Origin of the sequence: Vulgatibacter incomptus (assembly GCF_001263175.1) — a bacterium.
GTDB lineage: Bacteria > Myxococcota > Myxococcia > Myxococcales > Vulgatibacteraceae > Vulgatibacter > Vulgatibacter incomptus.
Map to the genome: position 1 here is coordinate 153,102 of NZ_CP012332.1, position 21,899 is coordinate 175,000.

Consider the following 21,899-nt stretch of genomic DNA (forward strand, 5'->3'; position numbering starts at 1 on the left):
CCGAGGCACCCTTTCGGCGGGGATCGCCTGAATTCGGCGAGGTGGACCGCGACACGGCTGTCGTGGCCGGGTGGCCACCCAGCTCGGGGTTTCGGGGCGGAGGCGGGCACGCTATAAGCCCCCTCTTTCACCCGAAGGAGGTAGTGCCGTGATCCACGCGACCGTCCGCGTCCCCACCCCGGCCAACGAGCCGATTCTCTCCTATGCCCCCGGTAGCCCGGAGCGCGCCGAGCTGAAGAAGACGCTCGATCGGATGGCGTCCGAGCGCATCGACATCCCGATGATCATCGGCGGCCAGGAGGTGCGCACCGGCAAGCTCGGCGAGGCGCGGATGCCCCACGATCACGCACACGTCCTCGCCACCTTCCACAACGGCGAAGCCTCCCACGTGCAGGCGGCCATCGACGCGGCGCTGGCCGCCAAGGCGGCCTGGGCGGCCCTCTCCTTCGCGGAGCGCGCGGCGATCTACCTGCGGGCGGCGGATCTCCTCGCCACCCGCTACCGCCCCATCCTCAACGCGGCCACGATGCTCGGGCAGTCGAAGACCGCGTTCCAGGCTGAGATCGACGCGGCCTGCGAGCTCATCGACTTCCTCCGCTTCAACGTGTCCTTCGCTCAGCAGCTCATCGCCGAGCAGCCCATCAGCGGGCCGCTGATGTGGAACCAGCTCGACTACCGTCCCCTGGACGGCTTCGTCTACGCGGCCACGCCGTTCAACTTCACGTCGATCGCCGCGAACCTGCCCCTTGCGCCGGCGCTCATGGGCAACACGGTGGTCTTCAAGCCGTCGCCGGCCGCCGCGTTCAGCAACTGGTACGTGATGGAGCTCCTCCGGGAGGCCGGGTTCCCCGCGGGCGTGATCAACATGGTGCAGGGCGATCCCGCCATGGTCACGGACACGGTCCTCGCGCACCCCGACCTCGGCGGCGTCCACTTCACGGGCTCCACCACCGTCTTCCAGTCGATGTGGCGCACGGTCGGCGAGAACATGCGCCGGTACAAGCAGTACCCCCGCCTCGTCGGCGAGACCGGCGGCAAGGACTTCATCTTCGCCCACGCCTCCGCTCGGGAGGACCTCGAGGCCCTCGCCGTCGCCATCGTCCGCGGCGCCTTCGAGTTCCAGGGGCAGAAGTGCTCTGCGGCCTCGCGCGCCTTCATCCCGTCGTCGCTCTGGCCGGAGCTCCGGGATCGGGTGGTTGCGCTCACGGAGGAGCTCACCATGGGCGACGTCCGCGACTTCCGGAACTTCATGGGCGCGGTGATCCACGAGCACTCCTTCGAGAAGATCTCCGCCTATCTCGAGCTCGCGAAGTCCAGCCCGGACACGAAGATCCTCGCTGGCGGCAAGGCGGATCGCTCCAAGGGCTGGTTCGTGCGGCCCACGGTGATCCAGAGCGAGAACCCTGCCAGCCGGCTGATGTGCGAGGAGATCTTCGGGCCGGTGATCACGATGCACGTCTATCCGGACGATCGCTTCGTGGAGACCTTGCGGCTCTGCGACTCGTCGACGCCGTACGCGCTCACCGGCGCGATCTTCGGCCGGGATCGGGCGGCCGTCGCCACCGCGTCCCGGGAGCTGCGCAATGCGGCCGGCAACTTCTACGTGAACGACAAGCCCACCGGCGCCGTCGTCGGCCAGCAGCCCTTCGGCGGCAGCCGCGCCTCGGGCACCAACGACAAGGCGGGCTCGTTCCTCAACCTGGTTCGCTGGACCTCGCCGCGGACGATCAAGGAGAACTTCGCGCCGCCGACCACCGTGGGCTATCCCCACCAGGGCGCGGAGTAGTCGGTCCGAAGCGCGCCCGTCCCACGTGGGCGGGCGCCTTCCGGCAAGGGACCGATCGCATCCGCCCGGCGGCTGCGATCGAGGTCTCCGAACCGCTCAGGCCGTCGGGCGAGGTTCCTGGCCAGGGGCCGGCTTCGCTCCGCCGGCCGGCGTGTTCCGCAACGCGTAGAGGTCGAGGAAGCGCTTCTCGCGGTACGCGGTCACCATCTCCGGGAGCCCGCCGTTCTGCACGAGGCGCAGGTACTGGTGCTTCCGAGCGTGGTAGCGGGAGACGGCCCAGGCGAGCCGTACGGAGGCGAGGCCGCCGCGGGCGAGGCCGCCCTTGACGACGCAGTTCCGGATCACGTGACCGACCCGCTTCAGGAAGGTGGGGTCGGCGCGCTTGCCCTCCGCGTGGGCCTGTACCGCCCAGAGCCGCGCGTACCAATCCTGCTTGTCGACGAGGGTCTGGATCGAGGTCACGAACTGGTGATCGATCACCGCGGTGATCGGCGCGCACTCGCGATCGGGCAGCGTCTCGTGGACGATCATCTCCGGCTGCCAGTTGGCGATGTCTCTCCGCATGATGCGGGTCTTCCACTCGGTGCGCAGCACGAAGCTGCCGGTGGGCAGGTCGGCCCAGTCGCGTAGCGCGAGGCGGTAGTAGGGGAGGGTCGGATTCGACCGCCTCCATTCCTGGAAGATCTCCACGGCGCCCGGTGCCAGGCGCTCGTCCGAGTCGAGGAAGAAGACGTAGTCGCAGCCTTCGAGCTCGCGGACCGCGGCCGCCCTGGCGATTCCGTAGCCCTGCCACGGGATGTCGAGGGAGCGCACGCCCTTGCTCTTCACGATCTCGGCGGAGCCATCGGTCGAGGAGGAATCGATCGCGATCACCTCGTCCGAGACGGCGAGGAGGGAGTCGAGGCAGGCGCCGATGGTCGACCGGTTGTTGCCGTGAATGACGAAGCCGCCGATACGCATGGCGGCACCATGCATCGTTGGCCGGCGGCTTGTCAAAGCCGGTTTCCGCGCTCGATCCGGGTGGATGAGGAGCGCCTCGAGCGGCAGCTCGGACCCTCCGCGAGCACATCTGAAACGCCCACGGGACCCCGGTACCGGAACCGGTCCGCTTCTCTCTCGACGAGCGCTCGGGATGACGCTTAGAGTGCGCTCCCGGTCGACCCGTCTCCGAAAGGACGCAGGTCCCGTCCCCACCGCAGAGCCGTCGTTCGTGTAGGAGAGTTCGAAATGGGTGGCGCGCGCCTGCGGGTCGTCGGAGACAGGCTGAGAGGTCTGGGAGATCCGCGGAGATACACCTTCAACGCGGTAGCGGTCGCGGCCCTGGTCGTCGGGCAGCTCGTCTTCGTGCTCCAGATCGATCCGACCCTCACGTTCCCGCTGGAGCGCCTGATCTTCTGGGTGCTCGAGTCGGTCGCGTTCTCGGTGGCCCTGGTCTCGCTGGCGACGCTGTTGCCGGAGCGCATCCACCGGTGGGCCGTCACGGCCCTCGCGCTCTGCGTCCACCTGCTGGCGCTGACGGATGTCCTCTATTTCCGGAACTTCGACGCGCTGCCGTCCATCACGTCGCTCCGCTACGCCTCCCAGCTCGGCGATGTCTGGAGCGGAATCCTGCCGCTGCTCCGCTGGAGCGACGCGGTCCCCTTCGTGCTCGCCGCGATCCCGTTCGCGTTTTCCTCCGGCGCTCCCGGGCAGCGGAAGCTCCGAGTCCTGACCCGCGCAGCGGTCGCCCTGGCGCTCTTCGGGATGCTGATGCCGCTCGCCCCCGGCGCGCGCTCGACCTGGTTCGGGAGCGCGCGCAAGGCGGGTTCCCTGACCGTGTTCGGTTACCACCTCCATGACGCAGGGCGCTACGTGCTCCTCCACGCGCTTCGGCCGGAGAGGCCCGAGTCCGAGATCCGCGAAGCATCGTCGCGGATCTCGGGGCGGGGAGCGCGGGCGGCCGAGGGGATCTCGGGCGCGTTCCACGGAAAAAACGTGATCGTCCTGCAGCTCGAGTCTTTCCAGACCTTCGTGCTCCGGCCCGATCTCGCGCCGCGTTACACGCCGTCCCTCTCGCGGATCGCCGAGGACAGCCTCTTCTTTCCCAGGTTCTTCCATCAGGCCGGCGCGGGTCGGACCTCGGACGCGCAGTTCGCGACCAACTGCTCGATGCTCCCGCCGGGCACGGACCCCGCCTCCTACGTGATGGCGGGCCAGAAGCTCGACTGCCTCCCGCGCGTCCTCTCACGGAGCGGCTACCGGACCTACTCCTTCCAGGCCCTGGAGCCGGATTTCTGGAACGCACGGGAGATCGAGAGGGCGATGGGCTTCGACCACTCCTACAGTCGAAACGACTTCGACCTCGACGAGCTGGTCGGAATCGGCCTCTCCGACCAGTCGCTCCTGCGCCAGGTCGCCGCGCGCATCCCGACCCTCGAGGAGCCGTTCTACCTCTTCGTCCAGACCCTCACGAGCCACACGCCCTTCCGGATGCCCGACGAGCTGACCAAGCTGGCGCCCGGCGAACGGGGGGACGTGCTCGCCCGATACCTCGACACGGTGGCGTACAGCGACAGAGCCATCGGCGGGTTCTTCGAGACCCTGCGCGAGCGCGGCATCCTCGACGAGTCCATCGTGGTCCTGTACGGCGATCACGACGGGGTCTCGAGCCGCGTGATCGATCTCGAGAGGATCAACTCGGGACCGCCCCTCGACGCGGTCAGGCGGACGTGGCTCGAAAAGAACGTGCCGCTCCTGATCCGGCTGCCGGGTGGCGCATCGGCCGGCGAGAGAGAGGGCTTCGGCGGCCAGATCGACACCATGCCCACCATCCTCGACCTCCTGGGGATCCCGTCGGCCGGTTTGCCGATCGCGGGCCGCAGCCTGCTGAGCTCGGAGGACGAGCCAGCGGTCGTCACGTTCCCCGACGGATCGGCCCTGGGCACCGGCGCGGTCTGGGACTCCGGCTCCGCCGAATGCAACGCGGTCTCCGCGGAGCGCCGTTCGGATTGCGAGCGGCTGGCCGAGGCCTCGTCCCGGGACATGGCGGTATCGCGGGTGCTCCGCGACGAAGACGCCCGCGAGAAGGCGGTTCGAACGGCAGCGAAGGAGTCGGCGCCAAAGGCCGGGAGAGCCTCGTTGGCGGACGACTCCCTCCACTGATGATCGACGCGGAGCCGAAGGCGGAGCAGACGAAAAGCGCCCGCGCGAAGCGCGGCTGAAGAGATCGGGCCCGCTTCTGCGGGACCGATCTCTTCATTCGCGAGCCTCAGCTCACCGCGCGCAGGCGCTTCTTCGGCGAGTAGAGCTTCTCGTAGTACTCCTCGAGCATCCGGTCGGACGAAAAGCGCCAGCGGCTCATCTCGATCGAGGCGCGCATCATCCGGATCCACCGCTCGTGGTCGCCGTAGTAGGTGGGCAGGATCTGGCCGGTGAGCACCTCGAAGAGCGAGCGGAGGTCGTGCTCGTCGCGGTCCTCGCCCTCGTAGGCGTCGCCGATCTGCCAGCCGTTCACGCCGTGCTCGCAGCCCTCCGGCCACCATCCGTCGAGGACGGAGAAGTTGAGGACGCCGTTCATCGCCGCCTTCATTCCGCTGGTCCCGGACGCCTCGAAGGGGCGGATCGGGTTGTTCAGCCAGAGGTCGCAGCCACGGGTCAGCGCCCGACCGATCGCCATGTCGTAGTTCTCGATGAACACGACCGAGCTCGGGTACTGCCGCGCGAGCCGCGCCAGGTTGGCGACGATCCGCTTGCCGATCTCGTCCTGCGGGTGGGCCTTGCCGCTGAAGAGGAGCTGCACCTCCCGCCGCTCGAGCAGGGGCTCGATACGCGACGGATCGCGCAGGATCAGGTCGCTGCGCTTGTACGAAGCGGCGCGCCTGGCGAAGCCGATGATCGCGCGGCCCGGATCCAGCTCGACCCCGGCGCGCGACTTCACGTCGGCGCAGAGCTCGCGCTTCGCTTCCTGGTGCGCGTTCCAAAGGCCCGCCGGATCGTCCGCTTCGAACGCGGCCCGGATCCGGGCGTCCTGCCAGGTGCCCGGATGGACGCCGTTGGTGATCGCGACGATCGGGGCCGCTCCCGAGACGTGCTTCCACATCTCGCGGGAGGTCTCGGCGTGGAGCTTGGCCACCGCGTTCGCCTGCCGGCAGAGGCGCAGGCCCGCGACCGTCATGTTGAACGGGTTCCCGCCCAGGCGCTCCATCTCCCCCTGGTTGAAGTCGAGCCAGGCGCCCATCTCGTGGAGGACGCCGAGGTCGTGGGACTCGTTGCCCGCCGGCACCGGCGTGTGGGTCGTGAAGACGATCTCGTCTCGCGTGTCGGCGAGCGCCTCGTCGAAGGAGAGCCCCCGCCCGATCCGCTCGCGGATCAGCTCGAGGCCGGCGAAGACCGCGTGTCCTTCGTTGAAGTGATAGACGTCGACCTGATGGCCGAGCGCGCGCAGCAGCCGCACGCCGCCCACGCCGAGGAGGATCTCCTGGGCGATCCGGTCGTGGTGCCTGCCGCCGTAGAGGCGCCGGGTGATCCAGCGGAAGCGGTCCTCCACCGACTCGATCAGGTAGAGGGGCGCGGTCCCGTAGCGCTCGGAGCGCAGCGCGCGGCACTCTACCTGGTTGCCCTGCACGGAGACGTGGAAGCGCACGCCCGCGTCCTCGAAGCCCTCCATCGAGACCGCGGGGAAGTCGTCGTACGGGTAGCCGTCTCCGCCGATCCGCTGCTGCGTGTAGCCCTCTCGCCAGAACAGGCCGATCGCAACCAGCGGGAGACCTCGGTCGTGGGCGCTCTTGATGTGATCGCCTGCGAGGATCCCCAGCCCGCCGGCGTACATCGGGAGCTCCTCGTGGAGTCCGTACTCCATGCAGAAATAGGCGACGCGGGGATTGGACATCGTCGGGACCTCTCGGAAGGGTGACGCGAACGATCCTCTCGGGAGAAAGCCTCGGGTTCGGGCTCGGATATGTACCCGGGATCGTTGGGTTCGGTTTCCTCCGGACCAAACCGCGGACACCCGTCCGAGCCTTCCCGGACGGGCATTCACGAAGAGTGAACGAGGTTCCAGCTCTTCGGGCGGGTCAGCGGCAGGAACCCCAGCGCCGAGAGGGAGACCCCCTTCCCGCTGTCCTTTACGCCGGTCCAGGCCAGACCGGGATCCAGCCAGTCGCAGCGGTTCATGAAGAATGTGCCGGTCCTCACTTCCTCGCCGACTCGCCGAGCGCGCGTCGGATCCCGCGTCCAGATCGAGGCGGTGAGCCCGTACCGGCTATCGTTCATGCGCTCGATCGCCTCCTGGTCCGATTCCACCGGGGCGACGCCCACCACAGGCCCGAAGGACTCCTCCCGCATGATCCCCATGGCGTGCGTGGCATTCCCCACCACGGTCGGAGAGAAGAACCGCCGGCAGCCGCCCGCCTCGGCCGCCTGCCCTCCGCAGAGGATCTCGCCGCCCAACGCCCGGGCCTCCTTCACCTGGCCGAGGAGGAAGGCGCCGGCCGCCGGATCCGCCATCGGCCCCATCGTGGTGGCCTCGTCCAGCGGATCGTCCAGGCGGTAGGCCGCCGCCCGTGCGACCAGGCCCTCGACGAAGTGCTCGTAGATTGGCCGGGCGACATAGATCCGCTCCACGCCGCAGCAGCTCTGGCCGGCGTTGTAGAAGGCGCCGTCCGCGAGGTTCTCCACGGCGTGATTCACGTCGGCGTCCTCGGCGACGTAGGCGGGATCCTTCCCCCCCAGCTCCAGCCCCGCGTCGATGAAGCGCCGGGCGGCGCTCCGGTAGATCTCGTGTCCTCCTCGAACGCTACCGGTGAACGTGACGTAGCCGATCTCGTCCATGGAGAGCGCCGCCTCCACCGCCTCGTGGTCGGCGTGGAGGGCGGTGACGAGGCCGGCCGGCGCGCCAGCCTGGCGGAAGGCGGCTTCGAAGCGGGAGCCGCAGAGCGGGGTGCGGGACGCGTGCTTGAGCACCACCGAGTTCCCCGCGAGCACCGCGGGAACCACCACGTTGACGGCGATCAGGAGCGGGTAGTTCCACGCCGCGATGTCCAACACGACCCCGACGGGTTCCCGCGTGATCCGCCGCTCCCCGCCCGCACCAGGCAGGGACCTCGGAGAGAGCGCCTCCTCCGCGATCGACGCCATGTGCCGCCCGCGCGCGAGGCAGGTGCGCACCTCCTGGCGCGCCTGGGCGATCGGCTTGCCCATCTGCACGGTCACCTCGCGGGCCGCGTCCTCCAGGTGGTCCTCCAGGGCCTGCAGCGCGGCGAGGCAGAGCCCGATTCGCTCGCCGAGCGGCGATCGGCCCCAGGCGAGCTGGGCGCGGGCGGCACTCCGCACCGCCTCCCGGGCGGTCTCGGGCGAGGCGAGGCCGACCTCCGCCACCGTCGTGCCTCGAAAGGGGTCCTCCACCGTGAGGTGCGTGCGCGCTTTCATCGGGCGAGCATGCGCACGCCCTACAGCCCGAGGAAGTGCAGGACGTCGTCGGTGTCGATCGGCTTGCGGAAGACGTCGTCCGCGAGCCCGCGCTCCTTCTCCTGCTTGCCCACCGTGAGGCCGCTCACCACCGCGATCCGCAGCTCGGAATCAATCTTCCGGAGGGAGCGGACCACGTCCCATCCCTTCATGTCCGGGAGGAGCAGGTCCACCAGGGCGGCGTCGGGATGTTCGCTGGCCGCCTTCTCCAGCGCCTCCTCGCCCGTGCCGGCGGTGACGGCCTCGGCGTTCGCGCCCTCGACCAGGTCTGCGAGCATTGCCGCGTTGTCCGGATCGTCGTCGACCACCAGGACCCGGTGGGCGGCGTGGGCCGCCGGCCTGGCGGCAGGCGCTGGCGCCGGCGGCGCCTCCTCCTCCTCCTCCTTCGGGGGCGGGCTGGGGAGGCGGATCTCGAAGACGTTGCCCACATCGGGCTCCGCGTGGACCTCGAGCGATCCGCCCCAGTCCATCACCGCGTCACGTCCCGCGGAGAGGGAAAGCGCGCGCTCCTCCACCCCCGCGGCGAGGGGCTCGAAGAGCTTGGCGACGTCCTCCTCGGTCAGCTCCGGGCCGTGCTCGATCACCCGGATCAGAGCGCCCTCCTCGTCGCGAGTCGCCTCGAGCTCCACCGTCCCCCCGGTAGGCGTGGCATCCCGCGCCCCGGCAAGGACCGCGGTCAGCAGGGTGAGGAGGGTCTCCTCGTCGCCGACCACGGTCCCGAGCTCGCCGATCTCGGCGGCGACGTCCACCTGCCTTCCGTCGAACTCGGGCCGGACCATCGCCAGCGCCTCCGCCAGCACGCGGCCGGCGTCGAGGGGGACCGGCTCCCCCCGCGTGGGGACCGCCGCGAACTCCTGGAGCCTGCCCACCAGCGCGGCGATCTCGCGCACCGACCGCTCGATGGATTCTGCCTCTTCGGAGGCATCAGGGACGTCCTGGAGCCTTCGGAGCCTCAGGGTGATCACGTTGAGCTCGTTGTTGAGCGCATGGGCCGCGCTCTTCGCGAGGCTGCCCACCGCTTCGAGGCGGGTCCGCTCGAGCAGGCGCGCGTGCATCTCCCGGCGCTCGCGGAAGGACGCCTCCAGCGCCCGGGTCTGGCGGAAGCTCTCCGTCCGATCCCGAATCGTCTCGACCGCGCCCCGCAGATCGCCGTCCTCGTCGAAGACCGGCGCCGCGTGGATCTCGACGACCGCGTCGCTTCCGTCGGCGCGCCGCACCAGGACCGCGTCGAGAGCGCTGGGCTTCAGGGTCCGGAGCACGACCTGATGGGGTACGTCGTCCGGGTCGATTTCGGCGCCGGACGGGTCGCGAAAGTTCAGCTTCTCGATCAGGCCCGAGATCTTGTCGAGGTGGACGCCGACGAAGAGCCGGGGCGCATAGCCCAGGAGCTCCTCCAGCACGGGGGTTGCGTAGCTCACCAGGCCATCGCGCTCTACCACGAGGATGGCCTCGTCGAGGTGCCCGACGATCGTCTCCAGCAGAGCCGCTTCCTGGAAGGCCGCGCCCTCCGACCGCTGGAAGGCGAGGTAGACGTCCGCGGCCTGGGCGAGGGTCTCGGAGAGGGTGGCGGCCAGGAGTTGGGCGACCTTTGAAGGGAGCGGGCCGTGCCTCAGCTCCCAGACCTCGATGATCCCCCGATGGAGCTTGGCCCTCTCCTCGAGGGTGTTGGACATGGATACGCCTTGTGATACGTGCCGTGCGGCGTGGCGCCTTTGGCTCTCGCCGTAGAGAACGGGCGCCTCGCTCCCGTACAGCTCCAGGTGCCTCGCGAGCTCCTCGACTTGGGCCTGGTAGGTGATCCGGAGTCTCCGCCTCGTACCCGTGCCTCCGACGGGGAGGTCTTCCGTCACGAAGCGGGCGGCGAAGCGCGCGATCCTCTCCGCCTCCTCCCGAAGGAAGTCGACGAGCGTCTGCTCGGCCCTGTCGAGCTGCCCTTCTCCGGGTAGCACCGCTCCTCCTCCCGTGGATCGCAACCAAGGTCGGCACGGCACGCCCATCGCGCACCGGTGCAGGGCTTTCAACCCGAGGCTCGAGGAAGGAGCTTTGGGTGGGCGAGGAGGGGACGATGCCGGAGGTGGGCCGCAGGATTGCTGCGAAGCGTCCTCCCGGCATGAGCGAGGTGACCGTCGCCCACCTCTACCGGGCCGAGGTCCAGCGTTCGACCGTTTGGCGCAATCGCCTCGACACCACCACCAACTGGGCGGTCACCACCACCGCGGCGGTGATCTCCTTCAGCTTCTCGAACCCGAGCTCGCCGCACCCCACGATTCTGGCCGGCGTCTTCGCGGTCTACATCTTCCTGACCATCGAGGCGCGCCGGTACCGCTACTACGACATCTGGGCCAGGCGAGTCCGGATGTTCGAGCTCGGCTACTTCGTTCCGCTGGCCCGCCGCGAGCCGGTCCCGGTGGACTTCTACGCCACCCTGGCGATCGAGTTCACGAGGCCCAAGCTCCGGATCTCGTCCCTCCAGTCGCTCGTCTTCCGGCTGAAGAGGACCTACGCCGCGATCCTCGGGGGCCTCCTGGGCGCCTGGCTGGTCAAGCTCGACCTCCATCCGGAGCCCGCCGAGACGTTCACCGCCCTCGTGGCACGCGCCCGCATCGGTCCCATTCCCGGCGTCGTGGTGTGCGTCGCCTGGCTCGTGTTCGTGGCCTACTACCTGTGGCTCCTCCTGGTCGCCGGCCGCGGCCCCCTGCCGTCGACCGAGCTCGCGGCGCCCAAGCGGAAGCGGCGCGTCCCGCTCGCCCACATATTCCGGGGAATCGGCTTCGGATGAGACTTCGTGAGGGGATTCACGAGCTCTCGCGGAGCGAAGCCGGACCAGACGAAGAGTGAGGCTCCATGCGGCGACGAGCGCGGGTTGCGCAGCGGCCTGCGCGCCCCAACCATCGCTGGAGAGAGCAAGAATCGTAGGCGCGGAAGGACCGATTCGGGGCCTTCTCACGCCTTCGGGAGTTGAGAGGCTTCGGCATGGGTTCAGGCAAAGTCGATATGAAAACCCTCAACTCCCGACAGCTCGCCGTCGCCCATGCAATGGCCGCCACCCTCTTCGAGGCCGACGGGCCCGTTCCTCGCGAGCGGCTCGACTTCGCCATCGAGGAATTGCGCGCCTACGTCGCCCGCGTGGGCTTCCAGACCCGCCTCGCCTTCGACGCCGCGTTCTTCGTCATGCAGGTGGCGCCGCTCTTCGTCTTCGGCAAGTTGCGCCGGTTCACCTCGCTCTCGACGCTGGCCCGAAGGCGCTGCATCGAGCGCCTCGAGCAGAGCCGCCTGGGCCTGGTGGTCGTGCTGCTCAAGACCATGCTCAGCATGGTCTACTTCGAGCATCCCGACGCGCTGGCCGGCACGGGATACGACGCCGAGGGTCTCATCGGGCCCGCCTGGGCCCAGGGCAGCACCTCGCCCCTCTCCAAGCTGAAGCTGCAGGTGATCGAGACCCCGGTCTCCGACGAGCCCGAGCAGCTCCCTGTTCCCGCGGCCGGACGCGTCGCCGGAGGCGTCTGATGTTCGCCGAGCCCACCTCGATCCTAGAAGGCCGGGACCATCCCGGCGACCTCACGGCCGACGTCGACGTCGCCATCGTCGGCTCCGGCGCCGCCGGATCCGTGGCCGCCAAGATCCTCGCCGAGGCCGGCATGTCCGTCCTCGTGCTCGAGGAGGGCGGCTATGTCACGCCCGAGAGATATGCGAAGTTCCGGCCCACCGAGACCATGCGGAACATGTTCCGCGACGCGGGCAGCACCGCCGCCATCGGCCTCGGCGACACGCCGCTGATCTCGATCCTCGCCGGCCGGACGGTCGGCGGATCCTCCACGCTGACCGGCGGCGTGATCTTCCGGATCCCCGAGTCGATCCTCTCGAGCTGGGTCCGCGACCACGGCCTCGTCGACTACGCCCCCGAGCTCATGGAGGAGGCGTATCGCAGCGTCGAGCAGGAGACCTACGTCGAGACGGTCACCGACGACATGCGGTCGCGCTCCACGACCCTCTTCGGCGAGGGCGCCCAGAAGCTCGGCTATTCGCTCAAGCCGATGCGGCGCAACACCAAGGGCTGCAGGGGCTCGTCCCGCTGCAACTTCGGCTGCCCGCACCGCGCGAAGATGTCGGTGGACGTCACCTACCTCGCGAAGGCCCGCTCGCTCGGCGCCATGGTGATCTCCGACTGCAAGGTCACCCGCCTCGTGATCGAGGGCGAGCGGATCACCGGCGTCGAGGGACGCCTGCTCGGCGCCGAGGGCGAGAAGCGGGGCAAGGTGCGCGTGCACGCCCGCAAGGTCCTCATCGCCGGGAGCGCGCTCTCGACACCGCTGCTCCTCAAGGGAGCCGGGGTCGGCCGCTGGACCCGGTCGGTGGGCCGCAACCTCACGCTCCACCCCGGCTTCCGGGTCGCAGCCCTCTTCGACCAGGACGTGTCGCCGTGGAAGGGCGCCCTCCAGAGCGCCTACAGCGACGCCTTCGAAGACCAGGGCCTCACCCTGAACAGCGTCTTCGCCCCGGTGAACGTCCTCGCGGCCATGTTCCCCGGCGTGGGACCAGACTTCCAGCGCTACACCAGCCAGATGCGGCAGCTCGCCACCTTCGGCGCCATGGTCCACGACGACGGCGGCGGTCAGGTCTGGCGGATGCCCGGCGGACGCTCGGTGATCACCTACCGGATGTCCAAGCGCGACAAGCTCCGCATGCTCAAAGGGATCCGGCTTCTGGCCGAGACCTTCTTCGCCGCCGGCGCGCGGGAGGTCCTCCTGCCGCTCTTCGGCGTCAGGCCCATGAAGGACGCGGACGAGCTTCGATTCCTGGACGATCCCAGCTTCCCGGCCCGCCGCTTCGAGTGCATGACGTTCCACCCCCTGGGGACGGCCCGCATGGGGCTCGATCCTTCGACGAGCGTCGTGAAGCCCGACGGCGAGACCCACGACGTGCGAGGCCTCTACGTAATCGACGGCTCGGTCTTCCCCAGCTCCATCGGCGTCAACTCGCAGCTGCCGATCATGGCGGTGGCGACGAAGCTCGCCTGGGGCATCCGCGAGGCGACCTCAAGCGCGCGCGCTTGCGCGTAGCGCTCCGAAAGGCGTTGCGGCCGGTGTCGCCGGTTGCGATGATTGGCCCCGCCGTGGAACCCGAACGCCCTACGAGTAAACTGGAGCTCCTCGAGAGACTTCTCGAGGAGGGAATGGTGATGGTCACCCTCGACGCGCGCTGCGCCGGGGTCGACGTCCCCGATCGCTTCCAGGACGACCCCCGCCTCCGCTTGAACCTCTCCTACCGATTCGGTCTCGCGCTGGACCTGAACGAGTGGGGCGTGCGGGCTACGCTGACGTTCGGCGGCATGCCGCACGGCTGCAAGCTCCCGTGGGGCGCGATCTACCAGATGCTCTCCCACGTCACGTCCGAGCAGTTCCTCTTCCCGGACGACGTGCCCGGGGACCTCGAGCGCGCGATGAAGCCCGCCCCCAGCGAAGCCCCCTCCGGCGAGCGGAAGGGCGGGAAGGCTCGGCCACGCTTCTCGGTGGTTTCGGGTAACGGCGAGGAAGGCCCTGCCGAGGCCGCTCCCGTGTCGACGGGCGAGCCCCCGCCCGATGACGGCGGAGGCGGCGCCGTCCGGCGCGGTCACCTCAGGCGCATCAAGTAGCCCGCCCCTCGGAAAAATCAGCCCTCGACGTAGGTGCGGAGCTGCCGCCAGCTGTAGAGCCCGGTCTCGTGCCCGTCGCTCCACCGGATCTGCACGGCGTAGTTGCCCACCGGCTCCATCCCCACGGGCCGGACGTCCGGCGAGATCCGCGTGGGATCGATCAGCCGCGCGCCGGTCCACTCGTCGACGCAGGCGGCACAGGGGCACTCGAGCCGGAGCTTCGCGGCCGGAACCCGGCTCGTCGCCCAGTCGTCCCAGGTGACCTGGATCGCGAACGTGGGGGAGAGGTCCACCGAGATCGGCTTGGGCTCGTTCGTCGAAGGCTTGAGCTTGTCCCAGAACATTCCGCTTCCTCGCAGAGCTGCGGTCCGCGCACCCGCGCGAATCCCAGCGTTCCTTTAGGGAACCATTTGCGCCCTTGCAACCGTTCCGATCCAGGAGACGGAGCCGGACTCGTGGTATGAGCCTGGACCTCGACCCTCGAACTTGGAGGCAGCGATCCGAAAGACGAGCGAGCCGATGATGCATGCGACCGGGCACGGCCCCGGGCGGAAGGGCGGCTTTTTCACCAGGCTCCGCGAGCGGATCGTGGCGCTCTCGCGCTCGAAGCACGCCCACGCCGCGCTGATTGGCGTCAGCGTGGTCGACGGCTCGGTCCTCCCCGTCCCTCCCTTCGCGCTCCTCGTCCCGATGGTGCTCGCCGAGCCGAAGAAGTGGTTTCGCTACGCCACCAGCGGAACCATCGCCAGCTTCATCGGCGGCCTCATCGGCTACCTCCTCGGGCACCTGGCGATGCTCGGCATCGCGAGCGCCTTCCAGATCGACACCGAGGTCCCGCTTCGCTTCGCGGCGCTGGGGATCGACACCACCCTGAGGGGCGCCCTCACGGACCACTTCTGGATGCTCGCGCTCCTCTGCTCGATCCTCCCGACTCCGTTCAAGGTCGTCGCCATCGGCAGCGGGCTCGTCGGCGTGGGTCTGCCCGAGTTCATGATCGCCTCGCTGATCGGCAGGACCGTTCGCATGTACGGCATCGGCTTCGCATGTGCGTTCTTCGGCGAGCACGCGAGCCGGTGGTTCAAGGTCAAGGTCTAGGTCTAGATCGTTCCAAGCAGACGACCGCTTCCCCTTTCCAGCGTGTCGCTGATATCCTCTCGCCGATCGTCGAGCGGGAGGGTCGTACATGGGCAAGCTCCGCCTATTGGGTGGTCTGCTGGTATGGACTGCGTTGTTCGCGGTGGGGACAGCGTGTGGCGGGGATTCCCGCGATCCGGGCGGCGCCGGCGGAATCGGTAGCGCCGGCTCCGGAGGCGCAGCCGGTTCGGCCGGGAGCGGGGGAAGCGACGAGCCCGAGTGCCGCACGGACCGTGAATGCCCAGAGGACCGGTCCCACTGCGTCGAAGGGGCCTGCGTCGAGTGCGGCGCGAACCGCCACTGCCCGCTCACCGCCCCGGCCTGTGTCGGCGGACAGTGCGAGCGCTGCGAGGACGACGAGAGCTGCCTGGGCCGGGGGCGGTGCGAGCCCGACTCGGGGAGCTGCGTCACGTGCCTGAGCGACGACGACTGCTCGGGGCAGCGCTGCAGCCCCGACCATCTCTGCGTCGGATGCCTCTCGGACGACGACTGCACCAGCGGGCGTTGCAACGCGGGGATCTGCGAGCCGGGGGTGCGCTGCGACGACGCCCACCCGTGCGAGACCGGTGAGATCTGCGTCACGCGAGGCGAGGGGGCAACCTTCGGGATTTGCGAGGTCCTCTGCGATCCGGTGACGGGCCAGCGCTGCGAAGACGGCAAGCTCTGCTCGTACATCGCCTACAGCGGTGGTCCCATCGGGATCTGCCTGGCCCCGAACGGAGGCAACCACTCCCAGGAGTCGTGCGCCGGGGTCGAGCAGTGCGAGGTGAACCTCCTCTGCGTGAACTACGGGAACGACGACTTCCGCTGCAGCTCGCTCTGCGACCTCGACGATCAGACCGGGGCGGCCTGTGGCGAGGGGAACACTTGCTTGAGCGTCACGGTCAGCGGAACGGTCGGCGCCGTTCTCGGGGTCTGCTCTCCGATTCCGGCAACCTGCCAGACCAGCGCGGACTGCGGACCAGGCAAGGCCTGCACGCTCGGGGATAGCGAGGGCGGCGGCCTCGAGCTGGTCTGTGCGAAGGCCCTCGGGCCTCGGCTCGGCGGCGCGGCGTGCTCGACGGACTCGCAGTGCGCCACCGGGATCTGCCTCCGCGAGCTCGGCGTCTGCTACGGCGCCTGTGAGCACGGCTCGGATTGCGCCCCCGACGCTTCGTGCCTCACGGTGAACTTCAACGGCGGCGACGGGACGACCACCGAGCTCTCGGCGTGCTTCCAGGCCTGCCACTCCGACGCCCAGTGCAAGCCCGGCCTCGGCTGTCTCGTGACGTACGCACGAGACGACTCCGAGATGGTGACCGTCTGCAATCCTTCCAACGGGCGCACCTCGGGCGGACGCGAGTGCACCGACTCCAGCCAGTGCCGCTCCGGGATTTGCGAGGGCAACGGGTTCTGCTTCGGGATCTGCGAGACCTCGGCGGACTGCGGGCCTCGCACGGAATGTGCTGACTCCTGGTACTGGCTCTCCCCCGGCGACGACGGAATCTGGGGGACGGACGACGACGTCCACCAGAACGTCCGACGGTGCCGGGGCCTGGAGTGCCACTCCGAAGCCGATTGCGGCGGCGACTGGTCGTGCCGGCCGGAGAGCAACAACGGGGTCGGCGACAACGCGGCGATGGTGCTGCGGTGCGGCAAGCCCTACGGCACCCTGCCGGGCGGCGTGCCCTGTCTCTCTTCGACCGAGAGCTGCCGCTCGGGCTACTGCATCTTCCCGGACGGCGGGGCGCCGCCGGTGCCCGTGTGCTTCCAGGCGTGCACGATGGACGCGGACTGCGACGACGGGCAGCGGTGCTGGCCCGACGGCCTCCGGATCGGCTTCGGCTTCGGTGACGTGGCCACCTTCGCGACCTGCGCGCCGGCTCAGTAACCCTGGGGGGCGGGCGTGCCCGCCCCGACGAGCTCGGGGCGGCGGAGCCACGAAGGAACGGGCCCCGCGAGGCCGGTTCCTTCGGATTGACCCTTCTGCTTTCAGCTCACCCGGCGAAGGGGACCGGGGACCTCGGTCGCGTCCGGATCCTTGATCCGGTTCTCGTCGTCGACGAGGACCACCTTCGGCTTGAACGTGGTCAGCTCGGCGTCGTCGAGATCCGCGAAGGTCGCGAGGATCACCCGATCGCCGGGGTGGTTCAGGTGTGCCGCGGCGCCGTTCACGCAGACGATCCGCGATCCCCTGGGCCCCTTGAGGGCGTAGGTGACGAGCCGGCTGCCGTTCGTCACGTTCCAGATGTGGACCGCCTCGAACTCCCGGATGTCGGCGGCATCGAGGAGATCCTCGTCCACCGTCACCGAGCCCTCGTAGTCCACGTCGGCCTGGGTCACCTTGACCCGATGGAGCTTCGACTTGAAGACCTGACGGCGCATCGCCTCTCCAATCCCCTCGGGTCACCGCCGTTGGATTCCGGTCGGCGCCGTCGGTTCTGAGGGAGCGTGGGACTCCACGCTTCATCGAGCGTATAGCAATGAGCAGAGCGCGGTTTCAAGACTTGCGGCCGCCGGCAGGCGAGGCGCGCAGGTTCCCCGTCGCTGCCCGGCGTGCACCGCTCGCGCTCCTCGAGGTCTGGTCTACCAGGTGGCGGAGCAGCGAGAGAACGCCTCGGGTCGCGTCGCGAAGCGCGAGGGATCGGCCCTTCGTCGGGATGTGGATGAAGATCGCCGGCGGAGCCTCGCCCTGCCGCCGATGGAGCCGGTGGAGCGCGAGGTAGTAGGCGGCGTTGCAGGCGAAGGTCCCGGCGTCGTTCGAGAGGCTCGCGGCCGTGCCCGAGCGGCGGACCGCGACCAGCGCCGACTTGGGCCGGACGGTGGAGAAGTAGGCGGCCGGGCCCTCCTCGACGATCGCGCGGTCGATCGGCTGCATGCCGTCGTTGTCGGCGATCCGGGCGTGTATGCGATTCACCGCGACGCGCTCCAGCCGGAGCTGTTCGGCCTCGCGGGACTCGCCCAGGAGGAGGACGACGTCCGGCTTGCAGGCGAGGGCACGTGCGAGGGCAGGCCCCAGCCGGGAGAACGAGACGGGCAGGGTGCGCGCCACCACCCTGGCGCCCTTGGCGCCGCCGCGAACGCCCTTGGGGAGCCCGGCCGCGCGCACGATGTGCTCCAGCACGAGCTGCGATCGGTTGATCGAGCGCCCCCCGAACGGCTCGAAGGCGGTCACGAGGACGGTCGGCTGCCCAGGAGATCGAGCCGCTCGCTTCACCCCCCTACGATTGCGCCCGGCGCCCCCTGCGTCAACGCCCCGGCGCCCCGAACCGCGCGGCGACCGGCCGATTCGGCATTTCTCCCGCCTTCCGGCTAGACTCCGCCGACTCGGGGCCACCCGAGGGAAAGTGAGCGCGTGGTGAAGTCGGGAACGCGATGGGGAGCGGCGGCGGCAGCGGCGATCGCCGCGACCTTCATCCAGTGTGGCAGCGAGAAGGGGTCGCCCGAAACGGGCCGCTGCGAGGGCGCGGTCCCGGATCGGGTGGTCTATCCCGACGAGCGGCGCGCATCGGACGAGGCCCTCGAGCGGGTGTGGGTGGACCGCTGTGACGCGAGCACGGATCCGGCGCAGGCCTACGTCCTCATCTCTCCCGCAGACGCCGCCACCGTGCCGGCGGACCAGCCGGTGGAGCTCCGGTGGGGCCGCGCGCTCGCCTCCGCCGCGCCGGCCGGGATCGGCCGTCCCGCGAGGCTCGATGCGCCGGCGTTCGGCTGGCCCTCGATCTCCTTCGGGATCCCGAAGGCTGCCGCCCACATCCCGCCCATCACCGGCTGGGTCTACCTGGTCGAGCTGCGCCCTGCGGCTGGGGGCGATCCCCTCTACGTCTTCACCGCAGACGAGAGCTGGCTGCCGGACGAGGCGGAGTGGGCCGAGCTGCGCGCGATGGGATCCATCGACGTGACCATCTGGACCGCCTACCTCGACAAGAACGTCATCTACGACGCGAAGGACGGACCCTTCGTCAGCCCGAGCCCGTCGCGCTTCACGATCGGAGATCGGTAAGTGACCGGAGTGGATGTCTCCCGCGCCCGGTCTATCGTCGTGGCCGTCGTGCTTGCGGCTGCAGGGTGCGGCCTTCCGGGGGATCCGGGCCTCGCTTTCGGGGTCGACTCGCCGTGGCCCCAGCCCTCCCTGCTTCCGCCGGTCACCGGGCCCAGGCTGGCAGTGACCAACTCCGGCGACGACACGCTCTCCTTCATCGATCCGGAGAGCTTCGAGGAGATCGCGCGAATCCCCATCGGCCGAAATCCCGCCGAGCTCGAGGGGCCGCATCACCTCGCCGCGTCTCCCGACGGCCGCACCCTCTTCGTCGGGATCTCGAACACCGTGCCCGTGAACGCCTCCGGCCCCCACGGCAACCACGGCACGGGGACCGCCGACGGCTACCTGGTCTCGGTAGACGCGCTGACCGGACGCCAGCTCGATTGGGTTCGCGTCCACCGCAGCCCCGGCGACATCCGCCTCGAACCGGGCGGGCGGCGGATCTGGCAGAGCCACTACGACCTCGTGACCATCGCGGAGGTGCTGAAGCAGGGGCAGGGCAATCTCTCCTACGACCAGTTCCTCGCGAAGATGGACTCGCCGCTGGTGATCACCGACGCCCGGACGATGGAGCGCGTAGCGGAGCTCCGGATCTGCCCGGCAGGCCACGGGATCTCCTTCGACGGCGCCCGCCGGCGCGCCGTCGTGACCTGCGGCTTCTCGGATCAGGTCGCCCTCGTCGATCTCGACTCCTTCGACGTCCGGAGGATCTTCGTCGCCCCCGATCCGGGCGAGCCGCCGGTGCCTCGCTACGAGCCCTACGCCGTCGCCGTGGATCCCACCGGCCGGATCTGGGTGAGCGCGACGGGGCGCGGCCGTCTCGGGCTCCGCGTCCTCGATCCGGAGAGCGGCAAGGAGATCCCGGATCTGCGGATCCCCACCGACGGCATCCCGCTCTTCGGCTCCTTCCTCGCCGATGGCTCGAGGTACTACGTGGTGACGCAGAAGCCCGATCGCCTCCTCGCGATCGATCCCGAGCTGGGGAGCGTCGACTCCGAGATCGACCTCGCTCCAATGGGTTGCCTGAACGCCCACGCCGCCGTCCTCTCTCCGGACGAAGCGTCGATCTGGATCGTCTGCGAGGGCGACCACCTCGTCCAGCCCGGGTCCATCGAGCGCCTCGATCGGGCGACACTCGAACCCACGGGCCACGTCGCCGTCGGCCTCTATCCCGACGACGTGATCTACGTCCCGCATGGTGAGCCGTGAGAGTGCTTTCTTCTCCTGGTGTTCGGTCGATGGCCGGGGCGCTGGCGGCGCTCGCGGGCCTCTCGGCGTGCGGCGGCGCGGACGAGGCCACCGCCGCAGCGGTGCGCGGCGCGGAGGTCGTCGCCGACCCCAGGTTCTCCTCCGCCTCGACGAACCAGGTCGCCTGCACCGACTGCCACGCGATCTCCGCGGACGACGAGCGGATCCTTCCGGGCTACAGCCTCGTCGGCGCCGCCCGGCGCCCGTCCTACTGGGGCGGATACGAGCCGGATCTGAAGGGCGCCGTCGACGCCTGCCTGCTCTACTTCATGAAGGGCAAGGCGCTGAAGCCGGACGAGTCCGACGCGCGCGCGCTCTTCGAGTACCTGGTCGCGCTCGGCTCCGAAGGGGACGGCGATGCCCTGCCGCTCACGATCGTCGCGAAGGTCGGCGAGGGGCCGCCTCGCGGCGATCCCGCTCGCGGCGCCGAGGTCCACCGCCTCGCGTGCGCGAGGTGCCACGGCGCCGCGCATACGGGCGAGGGGCGGCTCCTGAGAGCGGCGCCCGTGCTCCCGGATCAGGCCGTCGAGGAAGCCGTTGTTCTGTTCCCGGGCGTCCCCGCCGCGAGCGTCTTCGCGGAGAAGGTGCGCCACGGACCGTTCTTCCTGGTCGGCGGGAGCATGCCCCTCTTTTCCCTCGAGGCCCTCTCGGACGAGGACCTCGGGGCGCTGCTCGCCTTCTACGGACTGTGAAAAACTTCCTCCTCCTCGCAGCAATCCTCCTGCCCGCCCAGGCCCTCGCGCACCTGAATGGCGTGCCAACCGTCGCGTGGCCGTCCGATCCGGACGGAGTCGGCGTCGTGGCCGATCGGTCCTATCCCTTCCGGTGGACCGACTTCGACGATCTCGCCGTGGGTGAGACGACCATCGACTTCTTCTGCACCCGCAGCATGCCGCCCACCTACCGGATGGGGACGCAGCCGCTGGTCTCGCCCGACGACACCACGGTGATCGTGGTCGGGATCCCGGAGCGCGATCCGGCCAACGTCTGGGAGTGGGACACCACGGACCTCCCAGCAGGGACCTGGTTCCTCTGGTCCCTCGCGCACGACGCTCCCTTCGAGATGGCAGCCTTCGCGCGTGGCGCCTTGACCGTTGCGCATCCCGGCGATCCGGTCTGGCCCGCCGTGATCGTCACGAGCCCGGACGAGTCGTCGGTGGTCGCCGACCGTAGCTTCGAGATCCGCTACGAGGCCTTTGACCCGGACGGATCGGCGACGGTCCGCATCGAGGCCACCCGGTCGCTCGATGGAAGCGAGCTCATCCTCGTCGCCGACGACCTGCCCGCCGCCGGCGAGAGCCTGCAGTGGGACACCTCGGCGCTGCCCTCCGGCGACTGGATGGTGAAGGCCACGATCGAGGACGCGCGCGGCCTCGTCACCCACGCGTTCGGACGATCGTTCGTCCGAATCGACCACGGCGGCGGCCCAGGCACGGGAGGAACCCCGGGGACTGGTGGCAGCGGCGGCACGGGAGGTATCGGAGGCACGGGAGGGGCTGGGGGCGCGGGTGGGGAAGGCTCCGCCGGCACCGGCCCGGGGGAGGAGGAGCCGGGAGGCGAGCGGTCGGGCGGGGAGCGTGACGGATGCGGCTGCGACGTAGCCTCGTCCCTCGGAGGCCTCCCCTGGATGGGGC

The 21,899-nt window shown here is 69.7% G+C and carries 19 protein-coding genes (1 of these 19 only partly in view); 12 read left to right on the top strand and 7 right to left on the bottom strand.

Going from position 1 to position 21,899, the window contains the following annotated elements; genetic code table 11:
- Positions 1–148 precede the first annotated feature (148 nt).
- Positions 149–1,786: an L-glutamate gamma-semialdehyde dehydrogenase gene (gene pruA, locus AKJ08_RS00485; protein ID WP_050724273.1), complete on the top strand. Its 1,638-nt coding sequence runs from the start codon at positions 149–151 to the stop codon at positions 1,784–1,786.
- A gap of 96 nt (positions 1,787–1,882) precedes the next feature.
- Here pruA and AKJ08_RS00490 read toward each other — a convergent pair whose 3' ends face one another.
- Entirely contained in the window at positions 1,883–2,746 is an 864-nt protein-coding gene (locus tag AKJ08_RS00490) for a glycosyltransferase family 2 protein (RefSeq protein WP_082342484.1), read from the bottom strand.
- A gap of 267 nt (positions 2,747–3,013) precedes the next feature.
- Between AKJ08_RS00490 and AKJ08_RS00495 the strand changes: the two genes are divergently transcribed.
- A complete protein-coding gene (locus AKJ08_RS00495) occupies positions 3,014–4,927 on the top strand; it encodes an LTA synthase family protein (protein WP_050724274.1) in 1,914 nt (637 codons plus the stop codon).
- A gap of 106 nt (positions 4,928–5,033) precedes the next feature.
- Here AKJ08_RS00495 and glgP read toward each other — a convergent pair whose 3' ends face one another.
- The 3 genes from glgP to AKJ08_RS00510 all read right to left on the bottom strand — a co-directional run bounded on the left by glgP (position 5,034) and on the right by AKJ08_RS00510 (position 10,179).
- Positions 5,034–6,653: an alpha-glucan family phosphorylase gene (gene glgP, locus AKJ08_RS00500; protein WP_050724275.1), complete on the bottom strand. Its 1,620-nt coding sequence runs from the start codon at positions 6,651–6,653 to the stop codon at positions 5,034–5,036.
- A gap of 146 nt (positions 6,654–6,799) precedes the next feature.
- The gene (locus AKJ08_RS00505) at positions 6,800–8,191 is read right to left on the bottom strand and encodes an aldehyde dehydrogenase family protein (RefSeq protein WP_050724276.1); all 1,392 of its coding nucleotides are present in this window, start codon (positions 8,189–8,191) and stop codon (positions 6,800–6,802) included.
- Between the two features lie 20 nt (positions 8,192–8,211).
- Complete coding sequence (locus tag AKJ08_RS00510) at positions 8,212–10,179, bottom strand: response regulator (RefSeq protein ID WP_050724277.1); 1,968 nt, start codon at positions 10,177–10,179, stop codon at positions 8,212–8,214.
- Between the two features lie 98 nt (positions 10,180–10,277).
- Here AKJ08_RS00510 and AKJ08_RS00515 point away from each other — a divergent pair, with 98 nt between their 5' ends.
- The 4 genes from AKJ08_RS00515 to AKJ08_RS00530 all read left to right on the top strand — a co-directional run bounded on the left by AKJ08_RS00515 (position 10,278) and on the right by AKJ08_RS00530 (position 13,862).
- Positions 10,278–11,009 (top strand): DUF2270 domain-containing protein, encoded by a 732-nt coding sequence (locus AKJ08_RS00515; RefSeq protein WP_050724278.1) that lies wholly within the window; start codon positions 10,278–10,280, stop codon positions 11,007–11,009.
- A 215-nt stretch (positions 11,010–11,224) separates the two neighbouring features.
- A complete protein-coding gene (locus AKJ08_RS00520) occupies positions 11,225–11,737 on the top strand; it encodes a hypothetical protein (protein ID WP_050724279.1) in 513 nt (170 codons plus the stop codon).
- On the top strand, positions 11,737–13,290 hold the full coding sequence (locus AKJ08_RS00525; protein WP_050724280.1) for a GMC family oxidoreductase N-terminal domain-containing protein: 1,554 nt from the start codon (positions 11,737–11,739) through the stop codon (positions 13,288–13,290). The genes AKJ08_RS00520 and AKJ08_RS00525 overlap by 1 nt, the downstream gene beginning before the upstream one ends.
- 113 nt (positions 13,291–13,403) lie before the next feature.
- Positions 13,404–13,862, top strand: coding sequence for a ClpXP protease specificity-enhancing factor SspB (locus AKJ08_RS00530; protein WP_050724281.1), 459 nt, complete (start codon positions 13,404–13,406; stop codon positions 13,860–13,862).
- A gap of 17 nt (positions 13,863–13,879) precedes the next feature.
- Here the strand turns inward: AKJ08_RS00530 and AKJ08_RS00535 are convergent, their stop codons facing one another.
- Positions 13,880–14,206, bottom strand: a complete 327-nt coding sequence (locus AKJ08_RS00535; RefSeq protein WP_082342485.1) for a DUF971 domain-containing protein — start codon at positions 14,204–14,206, stop codon at positions 13,880–13,882.
- A gap of 175 nt (positions 14,207–14,381) precedes the next feature.
- Here AKJ08_RS00535 and AKJ08_RS00540 point away from each other — a divergent pair, with 175 nt between their 5' ends.
- Entirely contained in the window at positions 14,382–14,957 is a 576-nt protein-coding gene (locus tag AKJ08_RS00540; RefSeq protein WP_050727376.1) for a YqaA family protein, read from the top strand.
- Between the two features lie 88 nt (positions 14,958–15,045).
- Entirely contained in the window at positions 15,046–16,866 is a 1,821-nt protein-coding gene (locus AKJ08_RS00545) for a hypothetical protein (RefSeq protein WP_157370374.1), read from the top strand.
- 101 nt (positions 16,867–16,967) lie between these two features.
- On the opposite strand, the gene panD is transcribed toward AKJ08_RS00545, so the two are convergent.
- Both panD and AKJ08_RS19595 read right to left on the bottom strand, forming a co-directional pair.
- On the bottom strand, positions 16,968–17,360 hold the full coding sequence (gene panD, locus AKJ08_RS00550) for an aspartate 1-decarboxylase (RefSeq protein ID WP_050724283.1): 393 nt from the start codon (positions 17,358–17,360) through the stop codon (positions 16,968–16,970).
- 115 nt (positions 17,361–17,475) lie between these two features.
- Entirely contained in the window at positions 17,476–18,150 is a 675-nt protein-coding gene (locus tag AKJ08_RS19595) for a pyroglutamyl-peptidase I (RefSeq protein WP_050724284.1), read from the bottom strand.
- A gap of 183 nt (positions 18,151–18,333) precedes the next feature.
- On the opposite strand from AKJ08_RS19595, the gene AKJ08_RS19600 reads away from it, so the two are divergent.
- The 4 genes from AKJ08_RS19600 to AKJ08_RS20045 all read left to right on the top strand — a co-directional run.
- Entirely contained in the window at positions 18,334–18,978 is a 645-nt protein-coding gene (locus AKJ08_RS19600; RefSeq protein ID WP_169788720.1) for a hypothetical protein, read from the top strand.
- A 39-nt stretch (positions 18,979–19,017) separates the two neighbouring features.
- On the top strand, positions 19,018–20,226 hold the full coding sequence (locus AKJ08_RS19605; RefSeq protein ID WP_050724286.1) for a YncE family protein: 1,209 nt from the start codon (positions 19,018–19,020) through the stop codon (positions 20,224–20,226).
- Positions 20,227–20,255: 29 nt separating this feature from the next.
- Positions 20,256–20,957 carry a c-type cytochrome gene (locus AKJ08_RS00570; protein ID WP_050724287.1) on the top strand — a complete coding sequence of 234 codons (702 nt, stop codon included), beginning with the start codon at positions 20,256–20,258 and terminating at the stop codon, positions 20,955–20,957.
- Positions 20,958–21,064: 107 nt separating this feature from the next.
- Positions 21,065–21,899 carry the 5' portion of a hypothetical protein gene (locus tag AKJ08_RS20045; protein ID WP_157370375.1) on the top strand. The gene runs 77 nt beyond the window's last position, so only the first 835 of its 912 coding nucleotides appear in the window; it begins with the start codon at positions 21,065–21,067; the stop codon falls past the right edge of the window.